The organism is Caulifigura coniformis (genome assembly GCF_007745175.1).
Classification (GTDB): Bacteria; Planctomycetota; Planctomycetia; order Planctomycetales; family Planctomycetaceae; genus Caulifigura; species Caulifigura coniformis.
Map to the genome: position 1 here is coordinate 3752654 of NZ_CP036271.1, position 17340 is coordinate 3769993.

Here is a 17340-nt window from a genome sequence, read left to right on the forward strand (position 1 = left end):
GCAGTTTCGCTCCGCGACCGTTGCCGGGGACGCACCGGTCAATCTCCCCCAGTGATTTTCGCCTCATCCACCGGCAGGCCCAGCTGCTTCATCTTCCGGTAGAGGTTTGAGCGATGCAGCCCCAGCACGCGGGCCGCGTCGCTCATGTTGTTCTGTGCCCGCTTGATCGCCCGGCGGATGTATTCCTGCTGGAACCGGTCCGTCGCTTCGGCCAGCCCGATTCCTTCGGACAGGTCTTCATAGGCGTCCCGCTGCGGACTGAGAATGAATGCCAGGTCTTCCGATCCCACCTGGTCCCCGGCGGTCAGGAAGGCGACCCGCTCCATCAGGTTTCGCAGTTCGCGGACGTTGCCCGGCCAGCCATGCAGTTGCAGCCGTTTGGCCGCCTCGGGACCGATGACGAGCTTCTTGCGGTTCGCCTGCCGGCAGAAACGCTCCAGGAAGAATTCCGCCAGAGGCAGAATGTCCTCGGGACGGTCCCGGAGCGGGGGAATGTCGAGCGTGACGACGCTGAGGCGGTAGTACAGGTCCTGGCGGAACTTCTTGTCGCGAACCATGTCTGCGAGGCTGGCGTTCGTCGCCGCGAGGACGCGGACATTGATCGGAATCGTCTGTGACCCGCCGACCCGCGTGATCACTTTCTGCTCGAGGACGCGCAACAGTTTCGCCTGGCCGCCAAGGGACATATCGCCGATCTCGTCGAGAAACAGCGTGCCCCCCTCAGCCAGTTCGAACTTTCCTTCACGCGTCTGGTGGGCATCGGTGAACGCCCCTTTCTCGTGGCCGAACAACTCGCTTTCCAGCAGCGTCTCCGTCAGCGCCGCGCAGTTCACGGCAATGAACGGCTGATTGGACCGCGGCCCCATGTAATGCAGCGACTGCGCCGCAACTTCCTTCCCCGTGCCGCTCTCACCCAGGATCAAGACGGGCAGGTCGGTATTGGCGAGACGGTCGATCGTCCCCCGGAGCGCGTTCATCGCCGGGCTGTCCCCGATGATCTCCACACCTCCCATCACGCGTTCCGTCAGCTGCTTGTTGCTGCGGACAAGCTGGTCATGCCGCCGGGCGTTCTCGATCGCGACCGCGGCCTGCGCGCCCAGATCAATCAGCGTCCGCTGGTCGTCGGCATTGAAGTCTCCCCGGTTTTTGTTGATCAGTTCGAACGCACCGATCCGCTGGTTCGCTCCATTCACGAGCGGCACGCAGAGCAGGTTCCGCGTGCGATAGCCGTTGGCCTTGTCGACGCTCTGGTCGAAACGGGGATCGGAGTACGCCTCGTCCACCTGGGCGATGGCGCCCGTCTGGATCACGTTTCCGACGATGCCCTTTGAGTCCGGCAGGTACAGTTTCCCTCCGGAGACTCCCAGCGCCGGCGAGGCGACAAGCTGCTTCTGCTCCCGGTCCCAGATGAAAATGCTCGCTCGATCGCAGTCCAGGAGACGCGTCGCTTCCCGAGCGATCGTTTCCAGCAGCGGCTGGGTTTCCGTTTCATTCGCGAGCCGACGCGAGATCTCGAGGATCGCACGCAGCCGCGTCGCTTCGCGCTCTTTCCCGGCTGCAGACGTCAGCATCGACAGCGCCGTTGAAATCACGCGCGCCATCGCCAGCAGCGGCGAGAGTTGTTCAGCCGACACTCGCCCCATCAGCACCAGGGCGGACTGTGGCCGCGTGGAAAGCGGGGCCACGAGCACGGGCAGCGATTGGTCGTCATGCGGACCGATCCAGCCGGCGGCGTCGCGATCGGCCGCTTCCTCCACCTCCCGGACCGGCAGGGGAAGGCCCCCCTTCATTCCCTGTTCGGCGATCACCTGCCAGGTGTCGCGTCGCTCGACGATGGCAGACCAGCTTGCCCCGAACTCCATGGAGAGCGGCGACAGCAGCGATGATCGAAACACCTGCGGCGAACTCGATTCGGCGGCGACAGAGGCCAGCCGATCAGAAAGATGCAGCCATTGTGAATTGGGTTGGGAACGTTGCAGCCAGGGAAGATCGGACCACGCGAGCCAGCGTGCGGGCATCAGAAATTTTCCGGGGATGACGAGGGCGAATCACAGCGCGCCCCCGCCGCGATGTCGGTGCGCACCTTCGGTGTGATACTTCTGGACCGCGGCAGCGTCAAGATGATGGCACGTGGAGGTGTGCCGCGCGTTCAATCTGACGATGATTGAACGTCACCTCTTCTTCGGGCCCGCCGCGACCGCAGCAGCATGGCCAGCGGGAGCAGGGGGCGCGGCCGGCGCTTCGCGTACGGCTCGCCGTGGACGCGCTGCCCGATCAGCCAGACCCTCTGCGGAAATCGCCGCAACCAGCCGCTGGGACAGCCCATCCATTTCCATCACCAGAGCATCGACCCGGCCGGCGAAGTACAGGTAGAGGAGGATTGCCGGAATCGCGACGGCCAGCCCGGCGGCCGTCGTCACGAGCGCCAGTGCAATCCCCGCCGCCAGTTGCTGGCTGTTTCCCATCGCGCCGGCATTTGCGATTCGCTCGAACGACATCAGCATGCCCCACACCGTTCCGAGCAGCCCGAACAGAGGACCGACGGTGTAGATCGCGTTGAGCACTCGCAGGTTCGAACGCAGGCCCGCGACCTGACGTTCGCCCCCGTCAATGATGGCCTGCTCGACCTCAACGCTCGATTTGCCCCATTTGCGGACACCATGGGAGAAAAGCTCGGCGATCGGGCTGCCGTTCTCTTCGCAAACCTGGAGTGCTTCTTCCCGCTCGAGTTCGCCCGTCTCAACCAGGTTGAGGAATCGCTGGACGAACGGCTTCGGAACGACCCGGCCGCGTCGCAACATTACGAAACGCTCGACAGACGACCAGAGCAGGACCAGCGACAGGACGGCGAAGGGAAGCGCCCACAGCCCCAGCGACTCGACCATCTCGATGATGTTCGTCGGCATCTGCTGCTCGATTGCCGGAGCTGCCGCGGCCGGCGCTTCCTGGGCCAGCAGGGCAGGAGCGACACAGAGCAGAGAGGCCGCAAAGGCGCAGAGGCCGATCCATCGCGATCGGTAACTGCTTGGGGCCATTTCGCTTCCTTCAAGGCGTCAAAAACAGGGGGCGCTGCATTGTTGCGCGTCCGGACCGATCAGTCCAGACGGCTCTCCCCATCACACGCTCTGCCTGATTCTCCACGTTAACTGACGGCGGCCGACGCCCGCTCGCTCGTCAGGGAATAGACGGCAGCGTCGGACTGGTCGCCGGCGTCGGTTCCGGCTCGGGAGCAGGTTTTGGAAGATCCTCGGCCGGCTTGGGCTCTGGCGACGTCTTGGGAAGGTCCTCGGCAGGCTTGGGGGCTGCCCCCTCAGCGGGTGCCGCGTCCGCGCCCAGCGCTTTCAGTCGCGCCCGGGCCTTCTCCGCCTCCGTCGAAGTCGGAAATTTCATCAACAGCTCGCGGTATGTCTCCACAGCGCCGTCGCGTTTCGCCATTTTCTCCTGGATCTCACCCGCCTTAAACAAGGCCGCCGCCTGGATCACCGGATCCTCATAGCGGACGGAAACGTCGTAATACAGCCGGTAAGCCGTCGGGTATTCGTCTGCTTTCTGGGCCAGCAGGTAGGTGTCGGCCAGCCTCAGGTGGGCGTTCGCCGCCGTTTCGGTGTTCTTTCCGTCAGGCGAATCGACGACCGACTGCAAGACGATGCGGGCCTTTTCCACATCCGGAGGCGCCCGGCGAATCAGGCTCCGCCCCTGGATGTAATCGATCAGGTACGTCAGTTTCGACTGCGGAAACCGTTTGTGGAATTCCTCAACCAGTCCGTCGATGGCCGCGTGATCGACCGGAACTGCAGTCTGGTTGGCCGCCGGCGTTGCGATGGCCGCCTCGGCGGACAGGATCCAAATCCCCTCGGCCAGCTCGGAGTCGGCCGGCGACATCTCAGCGTTCAACGCGATTCTCAGCTCGGTGAACAGTTCCCGCGCCGTCGCCACGTCGCCTGACTTCAGCGCCGCTTCTCCCAGCCGATATTTCGCGTTGGTGCGATGCGAAGAATTCGGGAACCGTTCGATCAATTCCCGGGCGAACGTCTGGACGTCGTCCCAGCCATCGCGGTCGGCTGCGAGTTCAACCAGGTTGTGCAGCACCTCGGGCCGCACCGCGTCGTCCGTCGTCGGCGAGGCCAGGAGCTTCTTCAGTTCGATCTCCGCCTCAGCCGACTTGCCACTCAGCACCATGCTTTCGGTGAGGTAGAGGGCAGCGTCGTCCGCGAACGAGCTGGCCGGATGGTTCCGCAGCAGCCGGGCGTACAACTCGTCCGCCCTATCGAACTTCTTGGCGACGTAATTGGCCCTCGCCCAGCTGTAGAGCAGCTTGTCGAGGTTCGCCTTCTTGTCGGCCGGAAGCTTCTGAAGGTATTCCCAGGATTGGGCGTAGGCGTCGTCCGCCTTCACGATGTCGTCCATCGCCTCGTATTGAGTGGCGGCGGACCGCATCGACTCGAAGGCCAGCCACGCTGCGCGCGGCTCAGCCGGCGGATCGCCGAGGCGACCCTCCTTGCCGGCGATCAACAGCGCGCCGCTTTGAAACGCCGCGGCCGCATCTTCACGCCGCTGCGCCTGGTCGAGCGAATGCCCCTTCATGAACGCCGCGTCCGCGACAAGCACCGGGTTGTCCGTCGGCGGATCGCTGATCAGCCGTCCAAACGCCTCGGCCGCAGCCACATAATCCTTCTGATTGAATTTCGCATGCCCCAGCCCCGAACGGGCCGCCGCATGAAACTTCGCGGCCTCCGGAAGGGCCTCGAGACGCTCGAACAGCTGGGCCGCTTCGGCGAATCGTTCCTGTTTCATCGCGGAATCCGCTGCGGCGAGAATCGCGTTGCCCAGGTCTTCGGCCGGCACGCCCGCCTCGGTGAACCGCGGCCAGAGTTCGTCCAGCTCGTTCAGTTTGCCCGCCTTGGTTCGCGCCAGGACCAGCTGCGACAACGCGGCCGCGGCGTTCTTGGGATCGTTCGTGAGTTTCAGATACCTGTCGAAAGATGCGTCCGCCAGAACCCATTGCTGCAGTTCTGCCGCTGCGACCCCTGTCAGGTACAGCGACTCGGCAAACTCCTCCGGTTTCTCGAGGGCCGACAACCGCTCATTCAGAGGCGTTGTCGCTTCGATGACCCCCTGCCAGTCGGGAAGCTTTGAGCGTGTTCGCGCCAGCAGCAGCGTCGCCCAGGCACTCGTCCGTTCGATTTTCGACGCCTTGGCCACGCCGTCGAACACCTCGGCCGCAGACAGCAGTGCGGCCCGCGCATCGGCGCCGGGCGGCGGGGCAGGGCTCAGCGCTTCGGCGCGCGCCAGCAGGATTCGGCCATGCAGGATCGATTCCAGCATCGTCAGGCCGCTCCGCGGATAGTCCCGGAGAAAACGCTGATGCAGCTCCTCGGCCCGGGCGAGATCGCCCGCTTTCAGCGACGCTTCGACCGCGTAGTGCAGACTGTCGTCCGCAAAGTCGTGCGTTGCGTAGGTGTCGGCAAATCGCACGAACAAAGGAACCGCTGCTTCCAGATCCCCTTTGCGGAATTCGCAGTCACCCCAGTAGTAGAGGAGCTTTGCTGCGTTCGGATCGTCCTTGAACTCTTCGTAGGCCGCCTTGTTGATGGCAATGGCGTCGTCGTACCGTTCCTGGCTCCGCCGCGCCTGCGCAGCCCAGAAACGGGCCGTCAGCCTGTCCCCCGGTCCTTGCGCGGCCGCTTCGAAGGCGGTCACGGCTTTGTCGTATTCCTTGAGCTTGTAGTACGACGAGCCGGAGTTGAGGGCCGCCTCGACGGCCTGTCGATACTTCGGGAACTTCTCGCGCACCGCGTCGAACGCCGCCGCCGCTTCCGCCAGGTGGCCCGCGTCAAACTGCATCGATCCCAGGGCAAACAAGGCGTCCGGAGCCCGTGGATTCATCGGATCGTCGGCGATTTCCTGGAACGTCCTGGCGGCTTTTTCGATGTCCTTCAGCGAGGAGTACGCACGTCCCATCGCAAATTTCGTTTCGGCCGCTCGCGGACTGGTCGGAAACTTTTCGAGTCCTGATTGAAATGCCGTCGCCGCTTTTTCAGGGCTGCCGAGCTGCAGGTGGCTTTCCCCCAGGTAATACCATGCCCACGCGCTCAGCTCGTTCTCCGGAAACTTCGCGACGAACGCCGCGAACAGCTGGCTTGCCGCGGTCAGGTCGTTCACGAAAAACGCGCATTCCGCCTCTCGATACATCGCGAGCGCGTAGTCGGTATGCGTCGGGTTGGCTTTGAGAAACTCGGAAAAGACGGCCCGCGCCTCCGGGAAACGCCTCAGCTGCATCAGCGATTGCCCGTAGTACAGGTCGGCCAATGCGCGCCGCTCGTGGTTCGGAAATTTCGCGATGAAGTCGCCGAAACCTGCCGCCGACAGGTCGAACTTCTTGTTCTGGTAGTGCTTCAGCGAGACGTCGAAATCTTCAACCGGGCCGGCCCAGGCGGGCATCGTGCAAGCAACCGCCAGAAGAAAAGCGGCTGTGGAACCGGCACGAAATTTCAGTTTGTCTATCATGAGTCGCCACGCAGTCCGGCGGCGTCGCCCGAAGAGGCTCCTGCCGCGTCGATGAATCAGTCAAACGCTTGCCTCGCGAAATCATAATTGTGCCACGGACGAATGTCGTCCAATCCGGACGCCCCCCCAGGATTCGCCGTTCCTCTCCGCAGAGCGCCAAGGCCCCGGAGGGCGACTGGTCGGCCGACGAGATCCGCTCGCTCCAGACCAGTCTCAAAGCCTGGTCGAAACGGACGCCCCGCGACATGCCCTGGCGTGGAGTCGGCGATCCCTACCGCGTCTGGATCAGCGAAATCATGCTGCAGCAGACCACCGTTGCCGCCGTCGTCCCCTATTACGAACGGTTTCTCGCCCGATTCCCCGATATCGCGACGCTGGCCAACGCTCACGAGCAGGACGTTCTCAGCGCCTGGGAAGGCCTCGGTTATTACAGCCGTGGCCGGAACCTGCATCGTGCGGCCCAGGCAGTGATGTCGAACCACGGCGGCGAGTTCCCCCGCGACGTCGAAGCCCTTCGCGGGCTCCCTGGAGTTGGCCGATACACCGCCGGCGCCATTGCGTCGTTCGCTTTCGATGTGAAGGCCCCGATCCTGGAAGCGAACACACAGCGGGTCTACGCCCGACTGGCGGGCGATGAAGGAGACCCGCGCACGTCCGATGGGCAGACGCGTCTCTGGAACTTCGCTGAAAGGATTCTCCCTGCGCGAGGAGCAGGGCCCTTCAACCAGGCGCTGATCGACCTGGGCGCGCTCGTCTGTGTGCCGGGACGGCCGAAATGCGAGGAATGCCCGCTGGTCCATCTCTGCCGCGCGCATCGCGCCGGCAGGCAGGATCAGATTCCCCCCGCGAAGGCCCGGCCCAAAGTCACCGACGTCCACGAGGCTGTCATGGCAGTCCGGCGGAACGGCACGTGGCTCGTCCGGCAGCGTCAGCCCGGCGAACGCTGGGCCGGCATGTGGGATTTCCCCCGGCTGCCACTGGAACGGCCCATCGAAACTCCCGGCAAGGCTTTCGCCGGACTGCAGGATGCGCTCATGGATTCGACCGGGCTGCACGCACTCCCTGCCGCCTTGCTCCCCCATTTCTCGCATTCGGTGACGCGCTATCGCATTCATCTTGCCCGCGTCGTCGCGAACTATGCGGCTGGCGAGTGGTCTCAATTGGCTGAGGTTCGCTGGTTGAAACTCGAAGAACTCGCGGCCCTGCCCATGCCGATGGCCGCCCGCCGCCTCGTTCGCGACCTGGACCAGCCAGGCTGGGCCCCTGATGCCCCCTTCGAACTTTCTTCAACCTCGGGCCGCCGCAGGAACGCGAAACCGCGATAGCAGGTCGGCAACGCGAAAGCCCGGCGTCTCCAATGAAATCAATGTGATCCGTTGTCGACGGGCCGTCTGGAGAACACAGGCTGAAGCCGGGCTTTTCGCATCTGAACACGGCACCCCGGATTCAGCCATTCGAGATTGCAACCGCCAGTCGCCTTCGACTCTCACCCGCGTCGGGCACTTGTCAGCCTGCGCCGACGCGGGGAACATGCGTCTGTCGGTCGCAACGCGACCGATTCGGTCCTGATGCCTGGAAACGATTCACTTGAACGGAGGCCTGCTGGGAATGGTGCGCTGCCTGATTATCGCCGCGATTGCGGTTCTGATGTGCGAGTCAACATCGATCGCTGCCGTCCAGACGAAGACCGTCACCTACAAGCACGGCGCCCAGGAGTTCAAAGGGTTCCTGGCCTGGGATGATGCCTCGACGGAAAAGCGGCCGGGGATCCTCGTCGTCCATGAATGGTGGGGGCTGAACGAATACGCCCGCGAGCGGGCGAAAGAACTTGCCGCCGAGGGCTACATCGCCTTCGCAGCAGATATGTACGGCGACGGAAAAACAGCCGAGCATCCACAGGAAGCCCAGAAGATGGCGGGCATGGTCCGTCAGAATGTCGACGAATGGGTCAAACGTGCGACCGCGGCCCTCGATGTCCTGAAGTCGCAGCCGCAGTGCGATTCGTCGAAGCTGGCATCCATCGGATACTGCTTCGGTGGCTCCACGGCCCTGCAGCTCGCCTTCAGCGGTGCAGATCTGAAAGCCGTTGCCTCTTTCCACGGAGCACTCCCCGTCCCCACGGCCGATCAGGTGAAAAAGACGAAGGCGACGATCCTGGTCTGCCACGGCGCTCAGGATTCATTCATCCCGGAAGAGACGATCCAGCAGTTCCGCGCGGCCCTCGATGCCGGCGGGGCCGACTGGGAAATGGATTACTACGCCGGCGCGCAGCACAGCTTCACCGTCATATCGGCCGATGCACTCGGCCTGAAGGGGATGAAGTACGACGCCGAAGCCGACAAACGCTCGTGGGCCCGCCTGCAGGGCCTCCTCAAAGAAAAGTTCAGCAGGTAATGACGCTTGGGATGAACGCGAATCCCGGCATGCCCCAGGCGGCCGGGATTTTTCATTGCCGCAGTGCGTCTGCTCAGGTCTCGCCGACGAGCTATTGAGTCACCGGGACCGGCAACCCTGTTACGCGAACCGGCACATCGATCACCAGCGATGGCGCTTCATAGACAAACGTCAGGTCCGCGGCCGGGGCCACGACGTTGTCGAACGTGAATCCGAGGGTCGCGCCGGTGCTGGAGATCTCTTTCAAGTCGACGCTTTCGGGGACGATTGCCTCACCCCCCTCGCTCAGCTCCAGCCAGGCGGCATTCTGGTAGATCCACATCCGGTGCGACTCGAACTCCGGTCCGCCACGCTCGTAGGAGACGGTCAGTTCCAGAGAAATCGTTCCGGCTCCTGGATCGGCTTTGACGCGGCGGACCGCTCCGGTCACCGCTCCCCGTCGCAGGGGACGCGGGACAGGAACCTGCAGGTCGTCAAAGCGCAGTCGCAGGGGCAACGCAGCCACTTTCAGCGTCGCGTCGGCCGAGAACTCGAGCTTGGATCGATCGACACCCCGCGGCGCCTGGAACGCCGTGTCGATCTCGCACCCGTCCCATCGGTCACACGGAATCTCCCGCCGCGCATCGGGGCTCAGGGGAGCAAATCGCTCGGGGCCCATTCCAAGCGAGCACTGCCGGTCTGCCACGATCAGGTACAGCGGTCTCAGTCGCGGTTCGGTACGCACCCGCCATCGCGCCGTCAGTAACGACATCGTGGGATCGACCAGATTGGCCCGTTCCGACACTCCGACCAATTCCACGCGGCATGGCCCCGACGTCGCGACGGCACTCTCGGTCTTGTTCGTCAGCGGCCTGAGAAACAGCGCCTCGGCCGCGCGTTCCGGAGCGGCGGAAGTTCCAGTCTGCGTTTCGAGTTCCCGCACCGCGTCCCAGAAAGGCTTCTCCGTCCAGTCGAGAGGGCCCGACGGCGCGCGGATTCCTGCCAGCCGGATGACTTGCCCGGTCTGGTCGTGGAACGCCTTCTCGATGTCGCTCCACGATCGCTGTCCTGTCAGCGAGATCCGGGAGGCGAGGCCGGCGAGTCGCGCCGCTTCCTGCTCCAATTCCCTTCGGATCCGGTCGAGAGCCGCCGACACCGCCGGGGACCCTGCGGACTGTGGTAGCAGGTCCAGCACCTCCGGTCCGCTGGCGACGAGATTCTCTTCGGCCAGCTCACGGTCGCGCCGGCTCGCTGAACCGAGGTCGGTGACCAGCTTCTCCACCACGTTCCGGTCGGGCTTCCCCGCCGCGCAATATGGCGCCGTGCAATGGAAGACGAGCAGGAGGACAGGCAGGAACCGGCGCATGGCAATCAACAGGATCGACGGGGACGCCTCACTCTACCACGCCTGACCGGCATAACCCGAACATTCCTTCCCGCGGTTCCGATCCTGTCCCCGCATCCCGCGCCCGGTGACGTAGGGTTCTCGCAACGGCTGAGGCAACGACGCCGGAATGTGCCCTCTTTGCTGGTCCCGATATTCATGCTGCGACACCTCGCCATTTGCCTCGCCCTGGCGTCGACCACGCCGGCGGCCGCGGCGCCGTTGATCGAACTCACGACCGCCGGAAAGGCCGTGCAGGGACGGCAGCTCGCCTCCAACAAGGACGAATGCTGGCTCGTCGACATCGACGGCCGGTTGGTGCAGGTGAAGCTCGCGTCCGTCACTGCATTCCGCCAGGTGACGCCCGAATTCAAATCCCGCCCCATTCAGGAAGTGAAGAAGAACCTGGCCGCCGAACTGGGAACCGGCTTCGAAGTGGCGGTCCGCGGCGGATATGTCGTTGCCGCCCCGCGGGGCAAGGCAGACCAGTTCGCCGCACTGTTCGACCAGGTCTCCCGCGAGTTCCTCCAGTACCTGCGGGTCCGCAAGTTCGCCATCGTCGACCCTGACGTACCGCTCGTCGCGATCGTCTTTCCGACCCGCGACCAGTTTCTCGCCCAGTGCGCGAAAGACGGCGTGACTCCAGGCGCAGCCCTTCGCGGCTATTACCACCCGCATTCCAATCGCGTCATGCTCTATGACGATCCGGCGGACAATCCCACGGCCGGGGAGCCGGCCCGATCCGCCGGCGGCAGACGGACCGGCGGTTCACGGGGCCCGGCCTCAATGCCCAGCTCGCACGAAGCCAATTCCGGCCCGATCGATTCGTCCACCCCGGCCTGCGACACCGCCGTTCACGAAGCGATCCACCAGCTCGCCTTCAATTCGGGCCTGCATTCACGGATCGGCAACAACCCGTTGTGGGTTGTGGAGGGACTGGCCATGCAGTTCGAACGTGGCCAGGACGGATACCTCAAGACCAGGACCTCGACCCGTGTGAATGTTCCCCGCATCGCGAGCTGGAGTTCCTTCCAAAAGGATCGCCAGCCGCAGCAGGGGCTTTCGGAGCTGATCGCCAGCGACGATTCGTTCAGACAGTCGCCCGTCGATACCTACAGCGAAGCCTGGCTGTTCACGAACTACCTGATCGAAACCCGCGCCCGGAAATTCAGCTGGTATCTTCAGACTCTCGCCACCCGCAACCCGCTCGATCCCTATCCGCCCGAAGAACGCCTCCGCGATTTCCAGGAGAACTTCAAGGAAGATATGGTCTGGCTCGAGATCGAGTACGTGCGCTACGGCGAAAAGGTGGCCGCGGAAGCCTTGTCCGCCTCCGAACTCGATAAGAAGCGATAGGCGACGCTCCGCCCGCGGCATCGACGGTCACGACCTCAAAAGAGGGCCCGGAAACCCGTTCGCCGGACCTCTTCGTCTGAAGTTGTGCTGCTTTCCAGTTCGCTGCTATACCTCGCCTCTTGATACGCCGTGGCGGCCGGTGTTTCGCCGCGGCGCCCGAATACACTTTCCATGGCGAGGGAGCCCGCGATGTCTCAGGAGAAACCCACTCAGCCCGATGCGGCCGCTGGCCAGCAGGTTCGTTTGGAAATCGACGATTCCACGGTCCAGGCGCTCTACGCCAACTTCTGCCGCGTCGCCACCACCCCCGAAGAAGTCATCCTCGACCTCGCTCTCAATCCCGATCCGACCGGCGGCCCGGTCCAGAAGATCAAGGTCTCGCAGCGCGTCATTCTGAATCATTACACCGCCAAACGGCTCGCTGCCCTCCTGGCGGAAACCGTCAAGCGGCACGAAAAAGTCTTCGGCACGCTCGAAATGGACGTCCGGAAGCGCGTGCAGCCGGAAATGTCGGCGATGGTGCGATAACATCCGGTTCATGTCCCACCCTGAAAACGACGATTCTGGCGAACCCGTCCCATTACATGGACAGGTTCGCCATTCTCATTTGAGCGCCCGCGTGCCCGAGGCCGTCGGCCGCGGCGTCTTCTCGAATGGAACCATGATTCTCACGGGCGCGTACGAAATCGTTCTCGATTTCGTACTGCGATTCGGCGAGCCCAACCGAATCGTCGCCCGCGTGATACTCCCGCACGTCGTCGCGCGGCAATTGATCGCGGTGCTGCAGGAAAACCTGCAGGCGTTCGAGACCCGTTTCGGACCGGTCCCTCGGCTCCCGCGCGTCCGGCAGGTCCAGGAAGAGACACCGCCCCCCCCTCCGCCCGAAGAGGATCCGGGTCCAGCCGGAGCAGGAGGAATGACCGCGGCGCAGCACCCCGAGAACATGCCGCAGTCGCCGGCCCAGCCGCAGATTGAAGATATCTACGACGAACTGCGCCTTCCGGACGCCATGTTGAGCGGGTCGTATGCGAACGCCGTCCTCGTCAGGCACACCGGAACGGAATTCTGCTTCGATTTCATCACCAACATCTTCCCGCGGAGCGCCGTCTCGGCCCGCGTCTATCTCGCGGCGCCGCACGTCCCGCTCCTGCTGCAGTCGCTCATCCGCTCCCTGAACCCCGGCCCTGACCCGGGACGCAATTAGCCCGCGGACTCAACACGCTGTGCGGAAGGCTCGCTCACGGCGTCTTCGGGGCCTGCACGAACGCGATCACGTCCGCCACGTTCTGCGCCGTCAACTCCTTCTCCAGCCCTTCGGGCATGAACGACTTTCCGGTGCTCGACAGCTCATCCAGGTCGATCCGCAGCAGCGTCTCGCGCTGCCCGTCCGGCCGCGCCAGCGTGATGCTCGTCGCCGTCTGCTCCACGATCATGCCGGTGAACGTCCGCCCGTCGGCCATCGCGGCGACGTAACCCACATACACTCCCTCCACCGCCTGGTTGGGATCAAGGATGGCCGTCAGCAGGCTTTCCGTCGACTTGTTCGTCAATGACGACAGCTTTGCGCCGACGTCGTTGCCTCGTTCGTGCAGCCGATGGCAGGCGCCGCAGGTTTTCATGAACACTTCAGCTCCGCGCGTCGCGTCCCCTTTCAGTGTCAGAACCCCGGCATATTCCTGCAGAACGTCCTGACGCCCCGCAGCTGGCTTCAACACCACCGACGCCCGTTGCCGGATCGCTTCGTCAGGGTGTTGCAGCAGCCGCGACTGGATCGCAGCGGTTAGTTCGGACGGCCGGATCGCTCCCGATTCCACCGCCTCGACGAGCCCCGCCGTCCATTCGCGGCGGGAGATCAGCGCGTTCAGGACATCCTGGCGCAATCCCGGTTCCTGCGTTTTCCAGTTGTCGAGCAGGAGCGCAGGAACAGTCGCGGTCTGGGAGCTGGTAATTGCCGCGACGGCCCCCTTCTGCACGGCGACAGGCTGCCGCGCCGAGAGGAGGGTCGCGAGCGTCTTCAGGTCCTCGTCCCGGGTCGCCCGTCGGCGTGCCAGCACCGGAATTGCCAGCAGACGCCGCTGGGGGGACGCACTGTCATCGGCCGCAATGCTCCGGGCCGATTCGAAAATCGGGGCGATCGCCTTCACCGCGGCCGCGAGTTCCTTCCCACCATTTTCTTCGATCGCATCCAGCGATTGCTTCTGCCGCGCCAGCCCGTTCAGGCACGCCGCCAGCACCTGCAGTTGCCAGTTTTCGACCGAGGAGCCCGAGGCCCCCCCCAGCAGGGAAAAGACCTTCCTGGCCCCCCTCACCGGGTCGTCTCCAAGGACGGTTGCGGTCAGGTGTGTCGCCAGCGTCGTTGTGGTGACGCGATCCGCGGCCGATTTCATCAGCGTCGCCAGGATCTGGTCGGCCTTGCCCCGGGACGACGACAGGACGGCCGCCCGCATCCACTCGTCCTCCAGGTCGGCCAGTGCCAGCGCCGCCAGCGCCTGGCTCGCTTCGCCGCACTTCCATCCTCCCAGGACGACTGCCAGCTGCACCCGCACTCGCAGATCCGGGTCGCTCACCAGTTCGAGAAGCGACGATTTCAGTCCCGCATCGCTCGGTTCATCCCGCCCCACCAGGTTGACGCAGATCCGCCGGACCCGCGGGTCGGCGTGCGCGAGAAGCGGCGAAAGCGGCAGGACGTCCCGGGGCGCCAGCTGCTTGCGGGTTGCCATGGCCTGGATCAGCACCGGGGGCGATGTGTCCGACGCCAGGATGGCGTCGAGGTAGGGCAGGGCCCAGTGATCATTCCGCTCCACCAGCAGTTGCTGGGCGAGATCCCTGCGCGCTCCGCTGGGATCGCGCAGGACCCCCACGAGATCCTGGATCGACAGCTTCGACAGGTCGCTGATCGGCTCCGGCTCATGTGCCCGGCTGGACAGTCGGTAGATGCGTCCTTTGTCTGCGCCGGCGCGCACGTCCAGTTGCGACTGCCAGGCCTCCGGAATCCACTGCGGATGCTCGATCACATGCCGGTACATATCGGCGACCCACAACGTGCCGTCCGGAGCATTGATCACTTTGACGGGGCGAAACCAGTTGTCCCGCGAACTGAAAATCTCCGAACTGGCCTCAGACGCGTGACGCCCCCCCTGGAAGGTGGCTCCCTTGGGCGTCAGCGAAAGACGGCTGACGAGGTTGTGAACCGGCTCACAGAAGAGAGCGGCCGCATCCAGACCCTCGCCCAGCCGCGCGTCCCTCGCGATCGCCGCACCGCACGCCGATGTAACCCGGTTCGCCCGGTCCAGATCGTTGAAGCGGTCGACCGTCCGGCTTGTCGGGAAGACGGCCGCGGCCACCGCACTTTGAAGTACATAAGGAGGCGGTGAAGGGACGAATGGATTCCGCAGGAGATCCTGATCGTCCATGGGAACATGAAACAGCGGCAGGCTGTTGTTGTTGCCGAACCATTCGTCGTAGTCGTTGCGTGTGCGACCGAACTGCGAGCGACCGCTCACCGTCTGCATCTCGCCGCTGTCGGGATGAAACCGCATGTCCCGTCCCGACATGTTGATCGTCTTCCCCATCTTGTGGCACACCACGTCCTCGCTGAAGTCGCCGCTGGCGACGTACACCCAGCCATCGAGGCCATAGGCGAATCCGTTGATGCGGTGCTGCGGGTTCGCCAGCTTGAAGCCCGAGAACCACACATCACGCTTATCGGCGCGTCCGTCGCCGTCCGTGTCTTTCGCAAAGAAGATCTCCGGCGCGGCGCTGACGAACGCCCCGTCCCGATACGGAAAAACACCGGTGGGATAGGGGAGCCCCTCCAGGAAGACTTTCGATTCGTCGTAGCGTCCGTCGTGGTCCGTATCGGTCAGGACGACGACCTTGCCTCCCGGCTGTTCCTTATCATCAAGGCCTCGCGGATAGTCTCCCATCTGGACCACCCACAACCGGCCGTCCGCGCCGACCGCCATGTTGACCGGGTCGGAGATCAGCGGCTCCGCAGCCACGATGCTCAGTTCCATGTCCGCCGGAATCGTGAACGACTTGAGCGCCTCGTCGAGGGACAGAGCCCGGTCGGTCGTCGACGATTTCAGCAGCTCGTGAAGGCGGCGCATGATCACCTCCTCCGTCCCCGTCGACCAGCGCCCCGGCTGGAGGTAGTAGATCATCGACGTGTCGACTTCATATCCCCCTTCTGAACGAACCCGTTCCGAGGCGACATAGCCGAACACGTCATTCGCGTAGGCCGTCACCCACACGGGCCCTTTGGTCGAGGGCAACGGTTCCTGGGGAGCCTTGAAGTTCGCGCTCTGGTACTTGGACGGAAATCCCAGTTCCTGCTTGATTCGCAGGGCATAGTCGACGACCACTTCCCCCCCCAGGAACACCATCGTGAACTCATCGCCGAAACGCCACGTCTGGATCGGCATCGGGTAAGTCTCCGGCAGACGCCCCATCCGCTGCTGCGTGGCCATCATGTGCTCGGCGTGTTTCCGAATCGCCGTGTTGGCGTCCTTCAGGTTCTTCTGCAGGTCCGGAATCGTCGGGCGGTCGATCGGAAGTCCGGCGTACCCGAACGACGCCTTCGGCGCGGCAGTGAGGACGCGGCCCTGATCCTTCGTCAGGCTCGTGACTTCGTCGGACAGCATCTTCCCCTGCTGCTGTGAAAGCTCCATCTGCATCGGGCCTTCGCGCATCGGGTTGGCGTCGGCCCCGCAGCCGACCGTGCACACGGCGACGATCCCAGGCTCGGCAGCCTCCAGGTTGGCCATTGCATAGCCGGCCCAGTCGCCATTCACCCGGTTATGCGTGCCGCCGAACGTCGTGCAGTGGCAGGCGTAGTTGAACACCAGGCCTCGCGTCTTGCCGGTCGTCGGATCGGTGACGCGAATCAGCGGGACTGCGTGGTCGACCGGGCCTGCTGGAGAGTCCCCCAGGCCCACCCATTGGCCCGTCTGTGGGCGTCGGCGGTTCTTCGCGAAGGGAACGGAGCCTTCCGATACGGAAAGTTTCGCCGGCTTCAGGTCCGCGATCGCTGCCTTCGCGGCCTCAATGCACCGGGCCTGGAGCAACGCCGTGTAACGCTCCGTCGCGGCAGCCTCTTCCGGGGGCTGGGGGGTGAAGAACAGGTTGCTCAGAGCCCCGGCGACGTGCGGCGCGGTGTGGGAATGCGTCGAAGCCATCACGAAAAGTGCCCGGTCGCCGCGGACGGGTTCCGGCAGAGCTTCGAACACTGCCTTGCTCAACGTTCCAGAAAATCCGATCGATTCCACGCCGAGGAGCACATGCGGAGGCCCGTCCCCGTGCTGCACCGCCACGCCGCGGACAAAGATCGGGACGTCGACTCCATCCATCGGCGCGGTCCGGACCGCGTACCCGGACAGGCGGACCGGTTCTTCCGGCGTGATGTCCACCTTGGAAAATCCGGCTTTGAACTCCTGGCCAGCGACAGGCTGGACGGTCGCGACGAACGCGGCGACCAGCAAGGTGACCTGAACCTGACGCAGCATTGACTCGACCTCTCTGGGAATGTGGGTCGCCGGGCGTTTTCTCGATCGCGCAGATCCGCGCCAGACGCGATTACGCTACCACCCTCCCGTCCCGCATTCGAGTCGGGACCCGGACGCCGCATGCGGGAAAACGATGCCGGCACAATCGTCATAATCGCTTCTCTGTGAATTCGCGCGACGAGGGATCGGGGAGGACGCCTTTCCGCAACACGCCTC

The 17340-nt window shown here is 64.2% G+C and carries 10 protein-coding genes; 5 read left to right on the forward strand and 5 right to left on the reverse strand.

Annotated elements, in window-relative coordinates; all coding sequences use genetic code 11:
- Positions 1 to 38: 38 nt before the first annotated feature.
- The 3 genes from Pan44_RS15140 to Pan44_RS15150 form a co-directional block, all read right to left on the reverse strand.
- On the reverse strand, positions 39 to 2018 hold the full coding sequence (locus tag Pan44_RS15140; protein ID WP_145030858.1) for a sigma-54-dependent Fis family transcriptional regulator: 1980 nt from the start codon (positions 2016 to 2018) through the stop codon (positions 39 to 41).
- 153 nt (positions 2019 to 2171) lie between these two features.
- The gene (locus tag Pan44_RS15145; RefSeq protein ID WP_145030859.1) at positions 2172 to 3035 is read right to left on the reverse strand and encodes a MotA/TolQ/ExbB proton channel family protein; all 864 of its coding nucleotides are present in this window, start codon (positions 3033 to 3035) and stop codon (positions 2172 to 2174) included.
- A 139-nt stretch (positions 3036 to 3174) separates the two neighbouring features.
- Entirely contained in the window at positions 3175 to 6441 is a 3267-nt protein-coding gene (locus Pan44_RS15150) for a tetratricopeptide repeat protein (RefSeq protein WP_197453346.1), read from the reverse strand.
- Positions 6442 to 6596: 155 nt separating this feature from the next.
- Between Pan44_RS15150 and mutY the strand changes: the two genes are divergently transcribed.
- Together mutY and Pan44_RS15160 are read left to right on the forward strand one after the other, a co-directional pair.
- Entirely contained in the window at positions 6597 to 7832 is a 1236-nt protein-coding gene (mutY, locus tag Pan44_RS15155; RefSeq protein ID WP_145030861.1) for an A/G-specific adenine glycosylase, read from the forward strand.
- Between the two features lie 283 nt (positions 7833 to 8115).
- Positions 8116 to 8901, forward strand: a complete 786-nt coding sequence (locus Pan44_RS15160) for a dienelactone hydrolase family protein (protein WP_145030862.1) — start codon at positions 8116 to 8118, stop codon at positions 8899 to 8901.
- A 91-nt stretch (positions 8902 to 8992) separates the two neighbouring features.
- Here Pan44_RS15160 and Pan44_RS15165 read toward each other — a convergent pair whose 3' ends face one another.
- A complete protein-coding gene (locus Pan44_RS15165; RefSeq protein ID WP_145030863.1) occupies positions 8993 to 10246 on the reverse strand; it encodes a hypothetical protein in 1254 nt (417 codons plus the stop codon).
- A gap of 177 nt (positions 10247 to 10423) precedes the next feature.
- Between Pan44_RS15165 and Pan44_RS15170 the strand changes: the two genes are divergently transcribed.
- The 3 genes from Pan44_RS15170 (at position 10424) to Pan44_RS15180 (ending at position 12824) form a co-directional block, all read left to right on the forward strand.
- Entirely contained in the window at positions 10424 to 11620 is a 1197-nt protein-coding gene (locus Pan44_RS15170; protein WP_197453347.1) for a DUF1570 domain-containing protein, read from the forward strand.
- A 189-nt stretch (positions 11621 to 11809) separates the two neighbouring features.
- Positions 11810 to 12148, forward strand: coding sequence for a DUF3467 domain-containing protein (locus Pan44_RS15175; protein ID WP_197453348.1), 339 nt, complete (start codon positions 11810 to 11812; stop codon positions 12146 to 12148).
- A gap of 10 nt (positions 12149 to 12158) precedes the next feature.
- The gene (locus tag Pan44_RS15180) at positions 12159 to 12824 is read left to right on the forward strand and encodes a DUF3467 domain-containing protein (protein ID WP_145030866.1); all 666 of its coding nucleotides are present in this window, start codon (positions 12159 to 12161) and stop codon (positions 12822 to 12824) included.
- A gap of 34 nt (positions 12825 to 12858) precedes the next feature.
- Here Pan44_RS15180 and Pan44_RS15185 read toward each other — a convergent pair whose 3' ends face one another.
- Positions 12859 to 17124 (reverse strand): neutral/alkaline non-lysosomal ceramidase N-terminal domain-containing protein, encoded by a 4266-nt coding sequence (locus Pan44_RS15185; RefSeq protein WP_145030867.1) that lies wholly within the window; start codon positions 17122 to 17124, stop codon positions 12859 to 12861.
- Between the last annotated feature and the right edge of the window lie 216 nt (positions 17125 to 17340).